We start from the raw sequence: 17,206 nt of genomic DNA on the forward strand, positions 1-17,206 counted from the left end.
CATTTTTGCTTTCTGTTTCTCTATACGAAAAAAGCTGCCACGTTTAGTGGCAGCTTTTTGTTTGCTTCAATGATTATCTTAGCCGTTTAATAGCTTAGATCTTCAATACCTAAGCCTGTTAATACTTTAGCCCTTCAATTCCTTTGATCTTTAATTGCTTTGATCTCTAATTGCTTAGGGGCTTGTGCTAACGAAAGTCTCCTGCATCTAAATCATGCTTTTTCATTAACTTGTGCATATCGGTACGATTGCGACCCGCTAATTCTGCCGCACGGGTTACGTTGCCGTCAGTCATTTTCAATAGCTTATTTAGATACTGTTGTTCAAAAGCATCTCTAGCTTCGGTAAGGGTTGGCCAACTCTGTTTGGTGGCTGACAGTGCTTGCTCTACAAGGTGCAGTGGCACAACAGGAGTTTGTGTTAAGGCAACACATTGTTCTACCACGTTCACTAATTGGCGCACGTTTCCAGGCCAAGATGACTTCACTAGCAGTTGCATGGCATCGTCTGAAAACTGGCTTACGTTCACACCGTGGCGCTGGGCACTTTGCTGTAGTAGCGAGCGAGCAAGTAGCGGTATGTCTTCACTACGAGATTTCAATGAAGGAAGCTTTAAGTTCACCACATTTAAGCGGTAGTACAAATCTTCCCTAAAAGTGCCCTCTTCCATCTCTTTCAGCAAGTCTTTGTGGGTAGCTGAGATTATACGAACATCAATATCCACATGCTTACTACTGCCTACAGGCCTAATTTGGCGCTCTTGTAATGCACGTAATAATTTAACTTGTAGTGTCATTGGCATATCGCCAATTTCATCTAAAAATAACGTACCGCCATCGGCTTCACGGAATAAGCCGGGGTGAGCAGCAACGGCACCAGTAAATGCGCCTTTAGCGTGACCAAATAATTCAGACTCAAGTAAGTTTTCTGGAAGTGCACCACAGTTAATGGCAACAAAAGGCTTATCCCGCCGGTCGCTCGCTTGATGCATTGCATTGGCAAGAAGCTCTTTACCTGTACCACTTGCGCCACTAATCAGAACGCTAACTTCACGTTGGGCAATCCGATAAGCTTGGTCGAGTACATTAAGCATTTCTTGTGAGCGGGTAACAATACTTTTCGCCCAATCGCCTGGTTGTGCCGCTTGAGATTGGCTCAACGCCTTTTGCATTAACGTACGTAGTTCGTCGTGATCTACTGGCTTTGGCAGAAAGCCAAATACGCCACGTTGAGTGGCAGCTACCGCGTCAGAAATCGTACCGTGAGCAGTCATCAATATCACTGGGATATCTTTACGAATGCCCATGATTTCTTCAAATAAACTTAACCCATCGAGGCCTGGCATGCGCAAATCACTAAGTACTACGTCAAACGCATCATTTTGTAACTTTCTTAACGCAGCATGGCCATCTTCGACAGCAGTAACCTGATAACCTTCACCTTCAAGGCGAATAGTTAACAGGCGAAGTAAACTTTTATCATCATCAACCAACAATAAATGGGGCTTGTTCTTACTACTTTCACTCATTGTTAGTTGTTCCTGTTTTTGTCCATAAGTGTCGTTTCAATTTGGAGTAATTCTTCTAGTTTTTTCTGCTGAGCTTTAAGCTCAGCATACAGCTTTTGTAATTCTTGGCCTCGGTGCGTACTCTCTTTACTTAATACACTTAACGCCGATTCTAGCTCCATTAGTTGCTTGTTGGGTTTACTTACCACAACTTGAACGAGCAGCGCTGCTGCGTCGGTAAACTCTGGGATTAAATCATCAATGGTAAGTTGGGCCCGTAGCCTATCTTGATATGGGGTATCACTGGACAAAGATAAAAGATAACCGCGAATTTTATCTTCTTGGCTTTGACCAAGCGCTGCCAGTTGGGCTTTACGTTCAATCCACGGCGTAGCATCGGCTTCAAGCCACACTTCCAGCCAATAAGACATGTCACAGTTATGATCGAAGTTTTCTGGTTCAGTAGTAAACAGACAGATATCGTCATCTACAACCACTTCAATAATCTGGGGGGGTGGAACTTCAACTTTTTGTTCAATTGGCTGCTTAGACAACACACTGCAACCCGACAACAGTGTCAGGGCCAGTATCATACAACTTATTCTCATTTTTATTTTTCCTGTTGAGGAATCGTCACCCTGAAGCAAACATCAGCATAATCCACATCGACAACCTGCACGTCACCATGCATGAGTCGCGCGCAATCCGCGACAATAGATAGACCTAATCCTGTGCCTATTACGTTGTCGTTTCTGGGGTCTGCGCCTCGGGTGAAAGGTTCAAACAGTGTTGCAACCGACTCTTTAGCAATCCGCTTGCCTCGATTTGCAACGTCCAATATAGCAAAGTTATTATTTAAATATATATGTACATTAATGGGGCGACCTACAGCGCCATGCGCTACCGCGTTAGACACTAAATTATCCAGTATTCGCCTGAATAATTCTTCATCAGCCCAAATATTTTTACTTTCAACTGAAACGGTAACCTCACGCTCTTGAAGCGCTAAGGCGTAATCACCTAAACACGCATCAACCAGTTTTTTCGCATCAGTACACACTATATCAGGCTGGGCTTGCTGCAATAATAAATTGTAATCGAGCAACTTCTCAATGAGCGTATTTAGCCGTTGTGTGCTGGCGCTTAATAACGATAACACTTCACGTTGAGGGTCGTTTAACTCACCCACAACGTTTTCAGATAATAAACTACACCCTTCTTTAATACTGGCCAAAGGCGTTTTTAACTCATGAGCAGCATGACGCAGTAATGCTGTCCGAATATGCTCTAGCTGACCAAGGCGATCGTACAGCCAATGCAGATCTTTCTCCACATCTATTAATTCTCGTGGCGCTTGACGAGACAAGGGGGGAAGCTCACCTTGTTGATGCGCGACAATTCGAATAATTTGTTTTAACTTATTAACCGGATTAACAATGAGTTGGCTTCCTAAAAGGATAAGCAGCAAGGAAACACTCACCAACATTGCAGTAGACCAAGCTTGCTTAGCTTGCATGGCATTTAAGTCGTCTTGCTGCACTTTGACACGTTCAGAAATGGCAAGTTCAACGTCGTCGCGAAGTTGTGACACACTTCGAGAAACATTGGCAAGATACGCGTTCAATAGAAGTTGGTCTTCAATAGACCGATATTCGGAAAGGCTGCCAATTTGTTCAGATAATTTATCACAAGTTCTTTGCACAGAAAGAGCTTGGCAAAGGTTATCTGCGGCAATTGCAAATTGATCGAGGGCGTTATCAGATAGTGTGGCCACTTTTTCGGTTCTAATAACGGCGTACTGGCGAATGCTTCGCTCTAAATCCACCACAGCACCATCTAAGCGCTGCATATCGCCCACAACGTCAACCACGTATCGGGTTTCCAACGTGGTCATTTGCCCCACTTTGGCCAAGTCACTTTGGCTTTGCCATAAAAGAGCGATAAGGGGAATGAGTGCTAGTAGAAAGCTACCTAGTGTAAGTTGTCTCAATGAGCCTAGCTGAACTAGCCGTTCACCAAATGAAAATTTCTCAATCAGAGGAGTATTCCTTCAAATACGCGCTGGCAGTCGCTTCTGCTAGGCTATCAAATATTATATTTATGAGGCGCCCGTTTTTGACTGTGGGCACCTTTAACTCGCTGTAAGCACTTTACCCGCTGTTGGCACTCTACCCGCTGTTGGCACCTTCAGTTAGCTGTATGCACCAAATCGATATTGACGCCTACTTGCTAACAGCGATTTTCGTATTTCCTGGGGTCAGTTTACTCTTCGCTAACTCGGCTTCCGTCAACTTGCCATCTTCGTTATCGTCAATTAAGCCAAAATTACGTAAAAGCTCAGTGTGACGAACCGCTTCTTTTAGCGATATTTGCCCATCTTTGTTGGTATCTAGCTGCTGCATCAAGGTTTTGGCCGGTGACGCGTGCGCTTCAACCACCGATAACGCTTGAATAGCGGCGATAGTAACTAAAATCAGAAAAACCTTCTCTAGCCGTTTCATCATGAATCCTCCGCATTACTGCTTGACTATAAATCCTTTACAACTAACTTCGATAAATCTGATTTACTATAAGCTAAAATTAAGCCAACAATATATTACAATTAATAATCATATACTTAAACGAAAGTAGACCGCTAATTTAAGTTTTATTGTATCTAGAAACAGACACACTTACACTATGGTGTGTAACTGTGACTAACTACTTGATAATAGTCCAGTAAACTAGCAAGCCTCCTCATGGCTTTAATTATTATATATATTGCCTGCGGTATCCATTTGTTCAATAACATACTGCTTCGGCGACTTGATTAATTCGTCCATGGGTATAGGTTTGCTAAACATGAACCCTTGAATATAGTCACACCCGTGTTCAGTCAAATAATGCCACTGGGGCTTATTCTCAATACCTTCAGCACAGACATTCAATGACAACCGTTTGGCCAAATCGATGATAGCCCCCATCACAAGCCTGCTCCTTTCAGAGGTTTCCAACTCATGCACAAATTGCTTATCAATTTTTAGTGTATCTATACTAATTTGGGTTAAGTAACTTAACGAAGAGTACCCCGTACCAAAATCGTCCAGAGCTATAGCACAGCCCATATTACTCATACGTTTAAAGAACTTGTTCGATGAGGCAAAGTTTTCTAAATAAGCCGACTCTGTTACCTCAAACTCGACAAACTCTGGGTTCACATTGTGGCGAGTGAAAATTTCATAGATATTGTCAAACAGGTTACTGTCTCGAAGGTCGTGACCCGACAAATTCATCGAAACGCGAAAGCGATGAGGCAGCCATGCTCTTAGCTCTGGCAAATCCTGACACACTTTATCAATTACCCATCGCGTAATGGCAGATATTTTGCCGCCCTGTTCTGCAATAGGAATAAACTCATTTGGCATAACCATGCCATATTCTGGATGTTGCCATCTTAACAGGGCCTCAAGACCAATGACTTTAGCGGCTTTATCTACTTTCACTTGGTAGTAAATCAAAAACTCATCATCTCTTAGCCCCTGCTCTATTGCATTGGCTATATGGAATTTACGCTTATGAGATTCAACCATATCAGGGGTAAATATGGTGTAGCTTCCCCGGCCATTCGCTTTTGAGCGGTACATTGCAAGGTCGGCATTACTCATTAGATCGCTTAAATCGTAGTCTGCGTCTATCGCACGGGCCACACCAACACTCACGCCCACAGATAACGATAGCCCTCGTAGTTCAAAGGGGTCTGAAAACGCATCAATTAAACGGCTTGCCATATGTTCAAGGCTAGAATCTCGCGTTTCCCTATCGGGTAAGACTAAGAACTCATCGCCTCCCAAACGAGCGACTAAATCGCCTTCTCGAAGCAGCGCACTGACTCTATCAGCTACTTCTATTAAGATTAAGTCACCGGTTTCGTGACCTAAAGAATCATTAATGCCTTTAAACCCATCTAAATCAAAGAACAACAGAGCAAGGTCGTATCCATTTCTTCGTGCTCGAGCGAGTTCTAACCTTAGGTTATCAAGCACCAACTGCCTATTGGGCAGTCCTGTCAGGCTGTCATAGTTGGCAAGACGTATCATAGTTTCTTGTTGATCAACTAAGGTTTGGTTTTGCTCATGATTAATAAGCAATTCAACTTCTATCATTTCTAATAGTCGGTTGATGTTCTCCCCTAATGTGCCAATTTCGTCTCTTGAAGTTAGGTTCTGGCGAAGGGCGTAGTCTTTGGTGTCGGTGACTTGCTTCGTAAATACACTTAACTCACCTAAGGGGCGAAACAAACGGTGTATAAAGAATAACGTGCCAACAATGCTTAATAACCACAATATGAAAATAAGGGGAGCAACATTAAATAACAATCCTTTGATACTGGCAGATAAAGGGGCTTTCGCGTCCACCAGCAACATTAAAAAACCATCGGGGTTTGCTGCTGAGCCAATAGTTCGGCGAGACACAATCACATTGTTGGATGCAAATTTATCTTCCGCGAGTACTGAAGCATCTAACGATTTTAAAAAAGGCTCATTCAATCTTATTGCTGCAGGCCCCTTCTCTTCTAATAAAAGCGAATAATCACCGCTGTAAACTCTTACCGAAATAACGTGTTCATGTTCTTTTAATAAAAATAGTAGCTCTGAAATGGAAGATGCATTCTCTGCATTAGATAGCATTGAAGGGGCAATATTTTTGATAACGCCATTGGCAAGAGAAACAGTATGAGAGTGAGCCAATTTAAGATATAGCGATTTGTATTCTAATACTGCAAACCACAATACCAGCGCAGCCATTACTGACATAGATAGGGTTACAGCAATACTGATTGGCGCCTTTATAGATTTAAACACACCACCTTCCTTTAACATCACCTGCGCGATAGATTTCATTCATATTTTTATATAAATCTTACGTCGTTATCACGACCTATAGCACGCTAAAGGCCGTGGATATACATCACTTATTTATAGCACTAATTGAGACTAATTGCCTGTGCAGAAAGCATTTTTTAGCCTTCATCTTAATTATGACCGTGCAGGTGTACGTATAGAATTTCAGCTAGCTATTCTGTGTAACCGCTAATTTAGTTTTAATAAATTCAGCGTGCGAAACATGCAGCAAATCTGATATGCGCCGTATAATATGTTCTTCAATAGGAGCCAATTGATTGTCAGCGTAGGCAATGGACCATAATCCCTCAAGAATTTCACGCTTTTCGTCTGCGTCACATTTTTGATTAATTATTTTGGTAAACTGTATTAAATCTACTGCATCTTCAGCCGATGAACGTCCTTCATCCATGAGTAACTTTAATTCATCATCAGAAAGTTCGAATTGCTGAAACAAATGGCTTTTGTAGGCACTTATTTCACTATCGGTGACATTGTCATCTGCCCTGATAATTTCACTTAATAATGCAGCGGTGGCGAGTTCAACCGTTAGTTTCTGTTGCTCTTCAGACTCTTTTGTCTCGAACAGCTGTAACAAAGATTTAAGCATAGAGGCGCTCCTAATAAACAACGAAGCCATTGCATACCATATCCACAGGTAATCGGTGGAAATATACGGCAAATCGTCAGCAATTTTAGTTTAGTGGTAGTTATTCAACGGTGGTACTCAGTAAACAGTTTATTTTTCTGCCCCCTTTTTCAAACCACACTTTATTGCTTAATGCGCGAATAAGCCCTAAACCTCTTCCGAATGAGTCTTCACGTTGTGGGCTAGCAATCTCGTCCCATTCAAATCCATCACCATTATCTTCAATTGAAAGGAAAACCGTTTCTTCAGCCGGATCCGTCTTAATATTAATCGTAATATTCCCTGACACCATTGAGCCTAAAAGCACCTCTCTTTTTTCGTAATAAAGTTGAAAGCCTTCTGCAGAATGTTTTAGGTTAGAGTCCATTTTCAAAATGCCATGCTCTAGTGCATTGCTGAACATTTCAGATACCACGGTAAAAAGCACAGAACGCACATGCTCAATGCCACTAAATTGTGAAACTTGATGTAGTACTCGGGTTTGAATATCAGGTTGCTTTAAATGCTTAGCACCAAGGGTAATGGTAATTTCGGATGGAATATCGTCGATAGATTGATGAGGAAGAATGCACTCGAGAGACTGGCTTTTAAAAATAACGACCGAAACATCATCGTCAAATGTGTGCTTTGCCGAAAACCCTTTAGCGTGTTCAAACAAGCCTAGAGCAGTTAAATCACTAGTATTAATACACCACTGTTTAACGCCATCTTCAGTTAACATATTCCCTTCACTGTCGACGGCTTCAGTCAATCCATCAGAGCAGATAACTAACTTATCGTCGGGCATCATTTCAAAAATTTCGCATTCGTTATCAAATTCATCTAACTCAAGAATGCCCAATGCCATATGCGGTGAGGAAATGGTTTTAATAAAACGCCGAGTGTTTGATACCACTAACATTTGTGGCATTCCCCCTTGCCAAAGGGTAATGCGGGCGCCATCAGATCCTACTTCACCAATAACCGCCGCCATAAACATATCACTAGGTAAAAACCGCAGTAATATTTTATTAAACTCAGTGGCCATTTCATTAACCGATAAGCCTTTAGCCGACATCTCTTGAAATGCTCGCGTTACCGGCAGAGCACCAATGGCAGAAGCTAGCCCATGCCCGGTAAAGTCTCCAACTAAAAAATACAAGCCGCCACTTGGGCTGGTTTCACAAACGAAAACATCACCATTGAAGGTTTCGGCAGGGATTAATGCATGGTCGAAATATTTTAGCGTATCTTTTTTATTAACGATGGCATGGCTAAAAATATGCTCAACAATAGCGTGTTCTCTCGCCACGCTTTGCTGATAAAACCTAAGCTCTTCATTTTGCGCTTCAATATGAGCACTTAAATTTCTAATTTTTTCGTGAGCGCGAATTTTTGCCGTTAATATATGTTTATCAAAAGGTTTTGTTGCGAAGTCATTTCCCCCCACTTCTAAACATTTAACTAGGCTTTCTTTATCGTCTAGGGAGGTGATGAACAAAATAGGTAAGTATCGCCCCCCTGCTAACGCCCTAATTTTGGGCGCTACCTCAAAGCCACTCATCCCCGGCATAACCACATCGAGTAAAACCAAGTCAGGGATTGCTTGTTCAACGATTGATAATGCCTCTTGGCCACTTGCAGCTTCGATACATTTTGTGAAACCCGCATTACTCAACATACTGACTAGCATGGCTCGGTTTATAGATTCATCATCGACGATAAGAATTTTCATTTACAATAGTGCCTTTACTGAAATTTTCGTTACCGCCTAGCAAATACTAAATTTTTTATCAAAGCGCGAAATTTTTAATATCCGCTCAACAGGCGGACGACTATTTTCAATGCTATAAGTCAGCGTTCTTTCAGAAAGTACCTTTTGCATATTCAGCAACATGCCGAGGGCCGAGCTGTCCATATACTCGGTTTTGCCTAAGTCGACGGCAATGTGTCTCACGCCTTCATCTAAATCTTGGTATGCTGAACGAAAAGATTCAACCTGACTAAAATCAAACTTCTCACCCATTGCTATCGTTAAAGTTAGCTTTCCATCAACATTGTCCGTTGTTACATTCATCTATTCATTCCTATTGCATTGACCACTCGGTAGCCTTCGCAGTCCAAACTGACCTACACAGGTAAGCGAAATAAGTTAAGGCAGTACTGGTGTTATTCTAGCGCAGATATTTCAGCCTGCCATGCTACAATTATAGTAATGCCAAATAAGGCTTATTTAACGCATAGGTAAAAAATCAGAGGGTACAATGCAAGATTGGCAAGATGCACTATTGGTATACAGTACCGACGGAGGCAAAGTTAAACCTTCGTCTAAAGAAGCAAAGCGCTCCACGTCTGACGATGGTATTGTTCGAATACACAGAGAAACAAAAGGCCGCAAAGGTAAAGGCGTGTCGATAATAAAAGGGCTCGATTTAGCCCCAGATGCGTTAAAGAAGCTAGGCACCGAGTTGAAAAAGAAATGTGGCTGCGGTGGCGCGGTTAAAGATGGTCAGATTGAAGTTCAAACCGATGACCGTGAGAAATTAAAAGCGTTACTGCAGGATAAAGGTTTTAGCGCTAAAATTGCTGGGGGGTAATTTACCACCCTTATTTTCCTTAAAAAAATTTTCAAAAGAGAGCGGAATGGAAAAGCTGTCAATTTCGGATTTACATATCATTTTAGTTGAGCCCTCGGATACCCAGAGGAAGATTATTACTACCCTATTGTTAAAAGAGAAGGTGAAGGAAATTGATCCTGTTAGTACCCTTTCTGAAGCAATGTCAGCGGTAAAAGCGCACGGTGCAGACCTGATTGTAAGCGCGATGTATTTCGAAGACGGCACAGCGTTAGATTTGCTCAAGTTCATAAAAGAAAGTGATGAATTTAAAACTATTCCATTCATGCTGGTTTCAAGTGAGAACAGATTAAGTAAGTTAGAAGAATTTAAGCAAGCGGGCGTTGCAGCTATTCTTCCTAAACCGTTCGAGCCCCTTCATCTGTCTCGTGCTCTTAACGCGAGCCTCGATTTAATCAATCATGACGAACTTGAATTAGAATTATTCGATATTCACGATGTTAGAGTGCTACTTGTCGACGACAGTAAGTTGGCACGCAACCACATTCGCCGTGTACTTGAAGGTATGGGGCTACAGCGCATAAGAGAAGCTGAAAACGGGGCGATGGCGCTTACGTTTATTAAAGACGAACCCTTTGATTTAGTAGTCACCGACTACAACATGCCAGAAATGGATGGGCGAGAGCTATCTGAATTCATTCGTTTCAACCCTGAAACTACTCATATTCCTATCATCATGGTGACGTCTGAAGCCGCTGACAGTGCTCATATGGCTAATATTCAGCAAACAGGGGTTAATGCCCTATGTGATAAACCTTTTGAACCTACTGAGGTTCGTCAGATGCTTGCGGCCCTATTAGGAAACTAAGGCTACGAGCTAGAGATAAACAGCTTTGTTGCTTTAAGCAGTAAGCCGACACTATGTTGGTGGTTTACTGCTTGAAGCTGAATTCGCTACTCACCATTTACAATTCGCTTACCCGTTCTGATAATATCTATCAAGCCCCTCCCCCTAATAAAATCAAAAACCAATGTAAAAACAGGTTGACACCGATACGCTGTACGCATAAAGTCAAGCGTATGAAACAGAATAATATACATGCAGTAGCTATCTTTTTTGCGTTTATGCTCTTTAAATAGGGAGGCGCAGCTACATGCATAAAAACCTCCCTCAAGGGAGGTTTTTTTTTAGCTAATACAATAAGTGGAAAACTATGTCTGACAACGCCTTAGATGCTGTAAGAGAGCGCATAACCTCATTAGATAGCGAACTTCTAACCTTATTGGCTGAACGCCGTAAGCTTACTAACGAAGTTGCTGAAACTAAAATTAAGCATCATATTCCAGTACGAGATCAAAAACGTGAAGAGCAACTGCTTGTTCGTCTGATTAAAGAAGGTAAAGATGCAGGTCTTGATCCTCACTATGTCACGCAAATTTTCCACGTTATCATCGAAGACTCAGTATTAAATCAGCAAGCCATGCTAGCTGAACGTGCGAACCCTGGTAGTACGTTACCGCTTAATCGAGTGGCTTTCTTAGGTGACAAAGGGTCTTACTCTTATTTAGCCACCCAAAAGTATTTCTCTAGACGCCCTGGCGAATTACTGGAAATAGGTTGCCAGAGCTTCAGTGAAATCATTCAAAAAGTAGAGAATGCAGAAGCAGACTATGCCGTTCTTCCTATCGAGAATACGACCTCTGGCAGTATTAACGAAGTATACGACCAACTTCAGCATACCCATCTAAGTATTATTGGTGAACTTACCCACCCTATTAGACACACCCTTTTAGTTGGCACGGACACCACAATAGATAAAATTAAAACGGTTTATGCTCACCCGCAAGTATTCACTCAATGTAGTCATTTCTTGGCTGAATTAGGCAACATTGAAGTAAAAACAATGGACAGCACCTCGTCGGCTATGTTGACCGTTAGCGAACTTCAACGCGACGATATTGCGGCTATCGGTAGTGAAGCGGGCGGCAACCTTTACGGATTAACGGCAATAAAAAGTAACTTGGCGAACCAGAAAGAAAACCACAGTCGCTTTATCGTGGTTGCACGCAAGTCAGTAGTAGTACCGCTTCAAGTCCCAGCTAAAACAACGCTTGTGATGTCTACCGTACAAAAACCTGGGGCGCTAGTTGAAGCCTTACTGGTATTAAGCGAAAACAGTATCAACATGACCAAACTAGAGTCACGCCCTATTCCAGGTAACCCTTGGGAAGAAATGTTTTATATTGACGTGAAAGGAAATGTGGAAGATGGACCCGTGCAAACTGCCATTGAAGCACTTCGAAATATAACCCGCTATATTAAAATATTAGGCTGCTACCCTAGTGAAGAAATAAGCCCGACGAAAGTGGCTGCTGCCAGTGCGCTAGCAGAATAATATCGTGCAGTAAAAGGGAGCTATCGAGTCAGTACGATAGCTTTCTTTTACTGCTGATTTTAACTAAAGGTTCTTGGTGGCTTTTGACTACAGGCTTTTGGCTACACTCTTATCTACAGACTTTTGACTACGCCGACCCTACTGCACTTTTTAGGCTACTCGCCTTTTTTAAACTTTGTATCTATCTACCTGCGACTTCATTGCCTGTGCAACTTCAGATAATGACTGCGTTCGTTTAGAGATAAAATCTACCTCTTGCTCGATTTTCTCGGACATAGTGGATATTTCTAAAACATTCCCGCTTACACTTTGTGTAACCGAAGCCTGTTGATTGGTGGCAGCGGCCACTCTATCCGCCATGCCTTGAACTTGCTCTATCACTGTCATCAACTCTTGCATTGCCGTAGCAAGTAAATCGAATAAATGTATACCTCCATCTGCGGTGGTTTTCGCTTTTTCCATCTCCAATACCGATAACTGAGAGGACTTAATCATGCTGTTCACAATGCTTCCAATTTGTTCGGTACTTGATTGTGAGCGATTAGCTAACGCTCTTACTTCATCAGCCACTACCGAAAAGCCCCGCCCCGCTTCGCCAGCCCTAGCCGCTTCTATGGCCGCATTAAGCGCCAGTAGATTTGTTTGGTCTGCTATTGAAGTAATATCACCGAGCAAATCGTTAATGCTCCCTACTTCCCTGTTCAACGCGTTAATAACTTCGCTAGAACGGGATAACAAATCGACCGTTAGCTTAACGTTGTTAGAGGCTAAAGCAGACCGTTCTATATTTTCTTTAAGCCCCTTCATGGCAACTTCACCCTGATCCCGAGTTTCAATAGTCGTTTGGGCTACATCTGAAACCGATACAGAAAGTTCCTCAACTGAAGAAGCAACACTGCCACTTTGCTCTCTTTGGGAATGAACCGCCATCAAGCTGGTATTTACGGTTTGCGCAAATTGTTCTGTAGTGTGCGATAACGTGTTGGCATCAGACTTAAACTGTTTCACCAAAACATGTATTTGGTCAATAAAAGTATTGAACGGAACAATAACGCCATTAATTTCTGGGATAGGAGATTCATCTAGTCGAGTGGTTAAATCGCCTGAGCCGTTAGCTAAATCGTCACATGCGGTTTTAAGTCTAGTAAGTGGTGATACAAGCGCGCCAGAAAGCCAAAGTGCTAAAGCAACCGATATAATTATTAACACAAACGCTATTACAAATACCGTTGACAGCAAGGTGTTTTGAAGCTTGGTGAGTGGCAGTAACGCTTCTTCCACATCAATTTCGGCCAGCAACGCATAGGTATAGCCGCCTATTTTTACGGGACTGTAATATGAATAAACGTCTACCCCTCGGTAATCTTCTACCGTGGTGAACCCACGTTCAGAATTAAACGCCCTTTTTACTGATTCAGACTCTACTTTCTGAATGCCTACACTTGTGCCGGCTTTCAATGCATTAGCGGCCACTAACGGATATGTTTTTTCAATTGCTTTACTATAAGCACTAGGGTCTTCAAGGAAGAAGCGACTCTCTGTGACTAGCATAGATGCAGGAGAAACTAGGTATGTCTCCCCTGAATCTCCAAAGCCTCTTGCCTTCCAATTACTATCGTGAGTGAGAATGTTACTCACTACATCAAGGGGAATTTGGAAAATGAGTATTCCTATTACGTTGCCACTCACATCGACTATTTTTGAGCTAAAAAAGCCCGCCATCGCATCGTATGAGGGTAAGTAGCTGATTAGCTCGCTAATTCCTACTTGGTGTGGAGCCGTGCTCTCCATTGCTAATCTAAACGCTTCACCAATGCCCGTTTGGGCATAAGGCCCCGATTTTAAGCTGGTTGCGAAGTCCAATTCTTTAAACACGCTATACACGATGTTTCCAGAATCTGGATCGACTATAAAAATATCATAGTAGTTAAATGTTTGGAGGAAACTACGAATTTCTTCATGATATTGTTCATGAATATCAGCGTAAGTCGTGCCATTGTTTAAGCTAACTAACGTGTCTTTTTCACCAATATCGTAACTGGAACCTGCAATAAAATCGTACTGCAGCTTTTTGGTTACTAAGGGTAAACTTTGATACAGTTTTTCTATGTTCAGCAACGGCTGATTATTACGCTGTTCATATAAGTCTGCAAAGGCAATAGTGTAGTAATCACTTAATTTGTTGCTTTGTACACTACTGTATTCGTTTGATTGAGTATTATATTGATTAAATGCCTGCTTAAATTTAGGCGTAGATTGGGTAATAATTGAAGATTCAGAAAAATTCTGTATTTGCTTACTAACAAAACCGACATACTCTTCAAACGCTTCTTTTGTTTGAATATTTTGTAATATCAACTTGTCTTGGGCGGTTTGCTCTAATGCATTCTTAGATAGATTATTAGCCGTCCAGTAAGTGGCAAGCGCAAGTATAACTATGACCCCTATGGTAAGTAGTGTGGTCGATAGCAGAAGGCGAAGCTTTAAAGACATTAATTAATCCGTTAATGCATAGGTAAGCAAGTGGTGTAATCTCTTAGATCAAATATAGGTGACGAATTGAGATTCTTCCTTCAACTATAGTCTAAATTACTGCTTATCAATCATGTACGGATTATAAAGTCTCTAATTATGCAGTCTTCGCCTTCTCTGATTAATGTATAATTTTTCAGTATTGGCTTTAAAAAAAGTTTCGATAGCGATTTTGAAACTATATTAGGATTTTCTTAATAACTTCCCATCATCAGCTTTTAACAACAGTTGCTTGCTATCTACAAGGCATGTTTTTGCATAGCTGCCAAACCAATTCCCTATTGTGAGAAACTGTTTAATAAACGCCTTTTTATCACCCTTTTCTAACAAGTTTAAGGCTAGACCGAAACGGTCATAGAAGCGTCGGAGCAAGGCAAAGTTATCAGGGTTGTTGAAAATAATATCGGCGTATAGCTCAGGTGCTTGGGCAAACAAACGCCCAACCATAGCAAGTTCTAAGCGATAAATTGGCGAACTAAACATAGTAAGAGATTCAAGGTCAGGGTCTTCCCCTCGCAAATGTTCGCCGTACACGAAGGTATTAAAGTGGCGCATTACCTGAATGTAAGCCATAGACTTATCATGTTCTTCGGCGGTACTGCTATGAATAGTTGCCCCCCAAATTTTCATTTGAGCGATAAGCCATTCATAAGCGCTTTCATTGCGCCCTTCACATACCACCACAACCTGTTTTATCATGCCAGGAGCATCAGGCCCGAACATAGGGTGTAAACCCACCACAGGGCCTCTATGCACTGCCAGCATGGCGTCGATAGGTTTAACCTTGATACTGGTGATATCAGCCAAAATACAGGTTTCAGGCAACATAGTCAGTTGACTAATAACCTGCTCGGTTAGGTTAATAGGCACCGCGACTACCACTAGCGCAGCCGTTGAAAGCACCTGCGCTGCATGACCACTTTCCCAGTCTTCTCGCTCTACCACAGAAACGTTGTAACCACTTCGCTGGAAAAGGCTGACGAATATTTTACCCAAAGCTCCCGCACCACCAATAATGACAATAGTGCCAACATCGGCATTTACGCCAAGGTAACGGTTGTTTTGCGTGTGATAAGACTCGCGCATAATTCGACGTAAGAGATCTTCAGTAAGATCAGGAGAGACACCTAGGCTTTCAGCCTCGGCACGTCGTGATGCAATGAGTTCTTTTTCTCTGGAAGGTACATAAACAGGCATGCCTGCTTCAGCTTTTACCTGCCCTACTTTTGTAGTCAGTGCGTTGCGCTTTGCGAGAAGTTCAACGAGCTGGGTATCCAGCTCGTCTATTCCTTCACGCAGCGTATTTAATTGCTGCGAAAAATCGGCCATTTAGTATGTTCCTCAAATCAAATGGCACTGGCTACCTTACCCGTTAGGCAACATCGGTGCGCTTATTTTGACGTAAGGGTAGCACAGTTATTAATTTATCTCTGGTTTGAGCGATAAGCGTTTCTGTCGTATCCCAGTCAATACAGCCGTCGGTTATAGACACACCGTATTCCATTTCGCTTAATTTCTTACCATCAGATTTTTGGTTACCGGCTTTTAAATGGCTTTCTAGCATTACGCCAATAATAGACTGGTTGCCTTCTAGTATTTGATTAACTACGTTTTGTGCAACCAGCGGCTGACGGCGGTAGTCTTTTGATGAGTTTGCATGGCTACAATCTACTACTAAGCCAGCTGTTAGCCCAGCTTCTTGCATTTCAACTTCACACTCAGACACGCACACTGAGTCGTAGTTTGGCTGCTTGCCACCGCGCAAAATAATGTGACCATCTGGGTTACCACTAGTAGCAATAACACTCACTTGGCCTTGCTTATTAATACCCATGAAGCGATGACCTGATGCAGCAGATTTAAGGGCATTAAGGGCAATATCTAAACTGCCATCAGTGCCATTTTTAAAGCCTACAGGCATAGAAAGACCACTGGCCATTTCACGGTGAGTTTGTGATTCAGAGGTGCGCGCACCAATAGCAGACCAGCTGAATAGCTCAGCTAAATATTGAGGGCTAATTGGATCTAGCGCTTCAGTCGCCACCGGCAGTTCAAGCTCGGCTAACCAAATTAATAGTTCACGGGCTTTACGCAGGCCAGCTTCAATATCGAATGTATCGTTGATATGAGGGTCGTTAATTAAGCCCTTCCAACCAGTCGTGGTACGCGGCTTTTCGAAATAAACTCGCATAACAATGAATAAAGTATCTTTGCATGACTCATGCAGCTCTTTAAGCTTAAGCGCATATTCTTTTGCTGCATCTACATCGTGAATAGAACAAGGTCCACAAACCACCAATAAACGGTGATCGCGACGATGAATGATGTCAGAAACAATCTTGCGAGAATCGGAAATGGCAGCAAGTGCTTTTTCAGAGGCAGGCAACTCTGCACTTAACGCATCAGGGGTTATAAGTACATCTTCAGCACTTACGTGGATATTATTTACAGTGTCCTTAATCATGGGGCTCTCTCAACTACTAAAAAACGGAAAAAATGAAACGTCAAAAGAGTAAATACTGGCATGTAAACTTTTATGTACAACAAGCTTTTTCTAATTTTCTTTAACGTCGTTGACTTTTTAACAACAAACGAATAGGCAAGCAAGCTTTAACGTACAATACTTTGTATTAAGTCAAAGAAAGACACTATATTGTCACAATTAGCGCTGGCGAGGGTTGCCAGTG

14 protein-coding genes are annotated in these 17,206 nt (G+C 42.2%); 3 read left to right on the top strand and 11 right to left on the bottom strand.

Annotation, left to right across the window (positions count from 1 at the left end; genetic code table 11):
• Positions 1-187: 187 nt before the first annotated feature.
• The 8 genes from Q4561_RS08185 to Q4561_RS08220 form a co-directional block, all read right to left on the bottom strand.
• Positions 188-1,528 carry a sigma 54-interacting transcriptional regulator gene (locus tag Q4561_RS08185; RefSeq protein ID WP_303459051.1) on the bottom strand — a complete coding sequence of 447 codons (1,341 nt, stop codon included), beginning with the start codon at positions 1,526-1,528 and terminating at the stop codon, positions 188-190.
• Positions 1,529-1,530: 2 nt separating this feature from the next.
• Positions 1,531-2,115 (bottom strand): hypothetical protein, encoded by a 585-nt coding sequence (locus Q4561_RS08190; RefSeq protein ID WP_303459054.1) that lies wholly within the window; start codon positions 2,113-2,115, stop codon positions 1,531-1,533.
• A 2-nt stretch (positions 2,116-2,117) separates the two neighbouring features.
• Entirely contained in the window at positions 2,118-3,497 is a 1,380-nt protein-coding gene (locus tag Q4561_RS08195) for a sensor histidine kinase KdpD (RefSeq protein ID WP_303459056.1), read from the bottom strand.
• 232 nt (positions 3,498-3,729) lie between these two features.
• Positions 3,730-4,011: a calcium-binding protein gene (locus Q4561_RS08200; RefSeq protein ID WP_303459059.1), complete on the bottom strand. Its 282-nt coding sequence runs from the start codon at positions 4,009-4,011 to the stop codon at positions 3,730-3,732.
• A 240-nt stretch (positions 4,012-4,251) separates the two neighbouring features.
• Positions 4,252-6,348, bottom strand: coding sequence for an EAL domain-containing protein (locus Q4561_RS08205; protein WP_303459060.1), 2,097 nt, complete (start codon positions 6,346-6,348; stop codon positions 4,252-4,254).
• A gap of 208 nt (positions 6,349-6,556) precedes the next feature.
• Positions 6,557-6,997: a TerB family tellurite resistance protein gene (locus tag Q4561_RS08210; RefSeq protein ID WP_303459063.1), complete on the bottom strand. Its 441-nt coding sequence runs from the start codon at positions 6,995-6,997 to the stop codon at positions 6,557-6,559.
• Positions 6,998-7,097: 100 nt separating this feature from the next.
• Complete coding sequence (locus Q4561_RS08215; RefSeq protein WP_303459065.1) at positions 7,098-8,750, bottom strand: fused response regulator/phosphatase; 1,653 nt, start codon at positions 8,748-8,750, stop codon at positions 7,098-7,100.
• 36 nt (positions 8,751-8,786) lie between these two features.
• Entirely contained in the window at positions 8,787-9,092 is a 306-nt protein-coding gene (locus Q4561_RS08220) for an STAS domain-containing protein (protein WP_303459068.1), read from the bottom strand.
• 187 nt (positions 9,093-9,279) lie between these two features.
• Here Q4561_RS08220 and yciH point away from each other — a divergent pair, with 187 nt between their 5' ends.
• From yciH to pheA, 3 genes are all read left to right on the top strand, one after another.
• On the top strand, positions 9,280-9,612 hold the full coding sequence (yciH, locus tag Q4561_RS08225) for a stress response translation initiation inhibitor YciH (protein WP_303459071.1): 333 nt from the start codon (positions 9,280-9,282) through the stop codon (positions 9,610-9,612).
• A gap of 46 nt (positions 9,613-9,658) precedes the next feature.
• Positions 9,659-10,459, top strand: coding sequence for a response regulator (locus tag Q4561_RS08230; protein WP_303459074.1), 801 nt, complete (start codon positions 9,659-9,661; stop codon positions 10,457-10,459).
• Positions 10,460-10,805: 346 nt separating this feature from the next.
• Complete coding sequence (gene pheA, locus Q4561_RS08235) at positions 10,806-11,987, top strand: prephenate dehydratase (RefSeq protein WP_303459076.1); 1,182 nt, start codon at positions 10,806-10,808, stop codon at positions 11,985-11,987.
• 168 nt (positions 11,988-12,155) lie between these two features.
• Here pheA and Q4561_RS08240 read toward each other — a convergent pair whose 3' ends face one another.
• The 3 genes from Q4561_RS08240 to Q4561_RS08250 form a co-directional block, all read right to left on the bottom strand.
• Complete coding sequence (locus Q4561_RS08240) at positions 12,156-14,480, bottom strand: methyl-accepting chemotaxis protein (RefSeq protein ID WP_303459079.1); 2,325 nt, start codon at positions 14,478-14,480, stop codon at positions 12,156-12,158.
• 222 nt (positions 14,481-14,702) lie between these two features.
• Positions 14,703-15,848, bottom strand: coding sequence for a bifunctional chorismate mutase/prephenate dehydrogenase (gene tyrA, locus Q4561_RS08245; RefSeq protein ID WP_303459082.1), 1,146 nt, complete (start codon positions 15,846-15,848; stop codon positions 14,703-14,705).
• Positions 15,849-15,891: 43 nt separating this feature from the next.
• Positions 15,892-16,983, bottom strand: a complete 1,092-nt coding sequence (locus tag Q4561_RS08250) for a 3-deoxy-7-phosphoheptulonate synthase (protein ID WP_303459085.1) — start codon at positions 16,981-16,983, stop codon at positions 15,892-15,894.
• Positions 16,984-17,206: the final 223 nt, after the last annotated feature.

Source organism: Alteromonas sp. 1_MG-2023 (genome assembly GCF_030547075.1).
GTDB lineage: Bacteria > Pseudomonadota > Gammaproteobacteria > Enterobacterales > Alteromonadaceae > Alteromonas.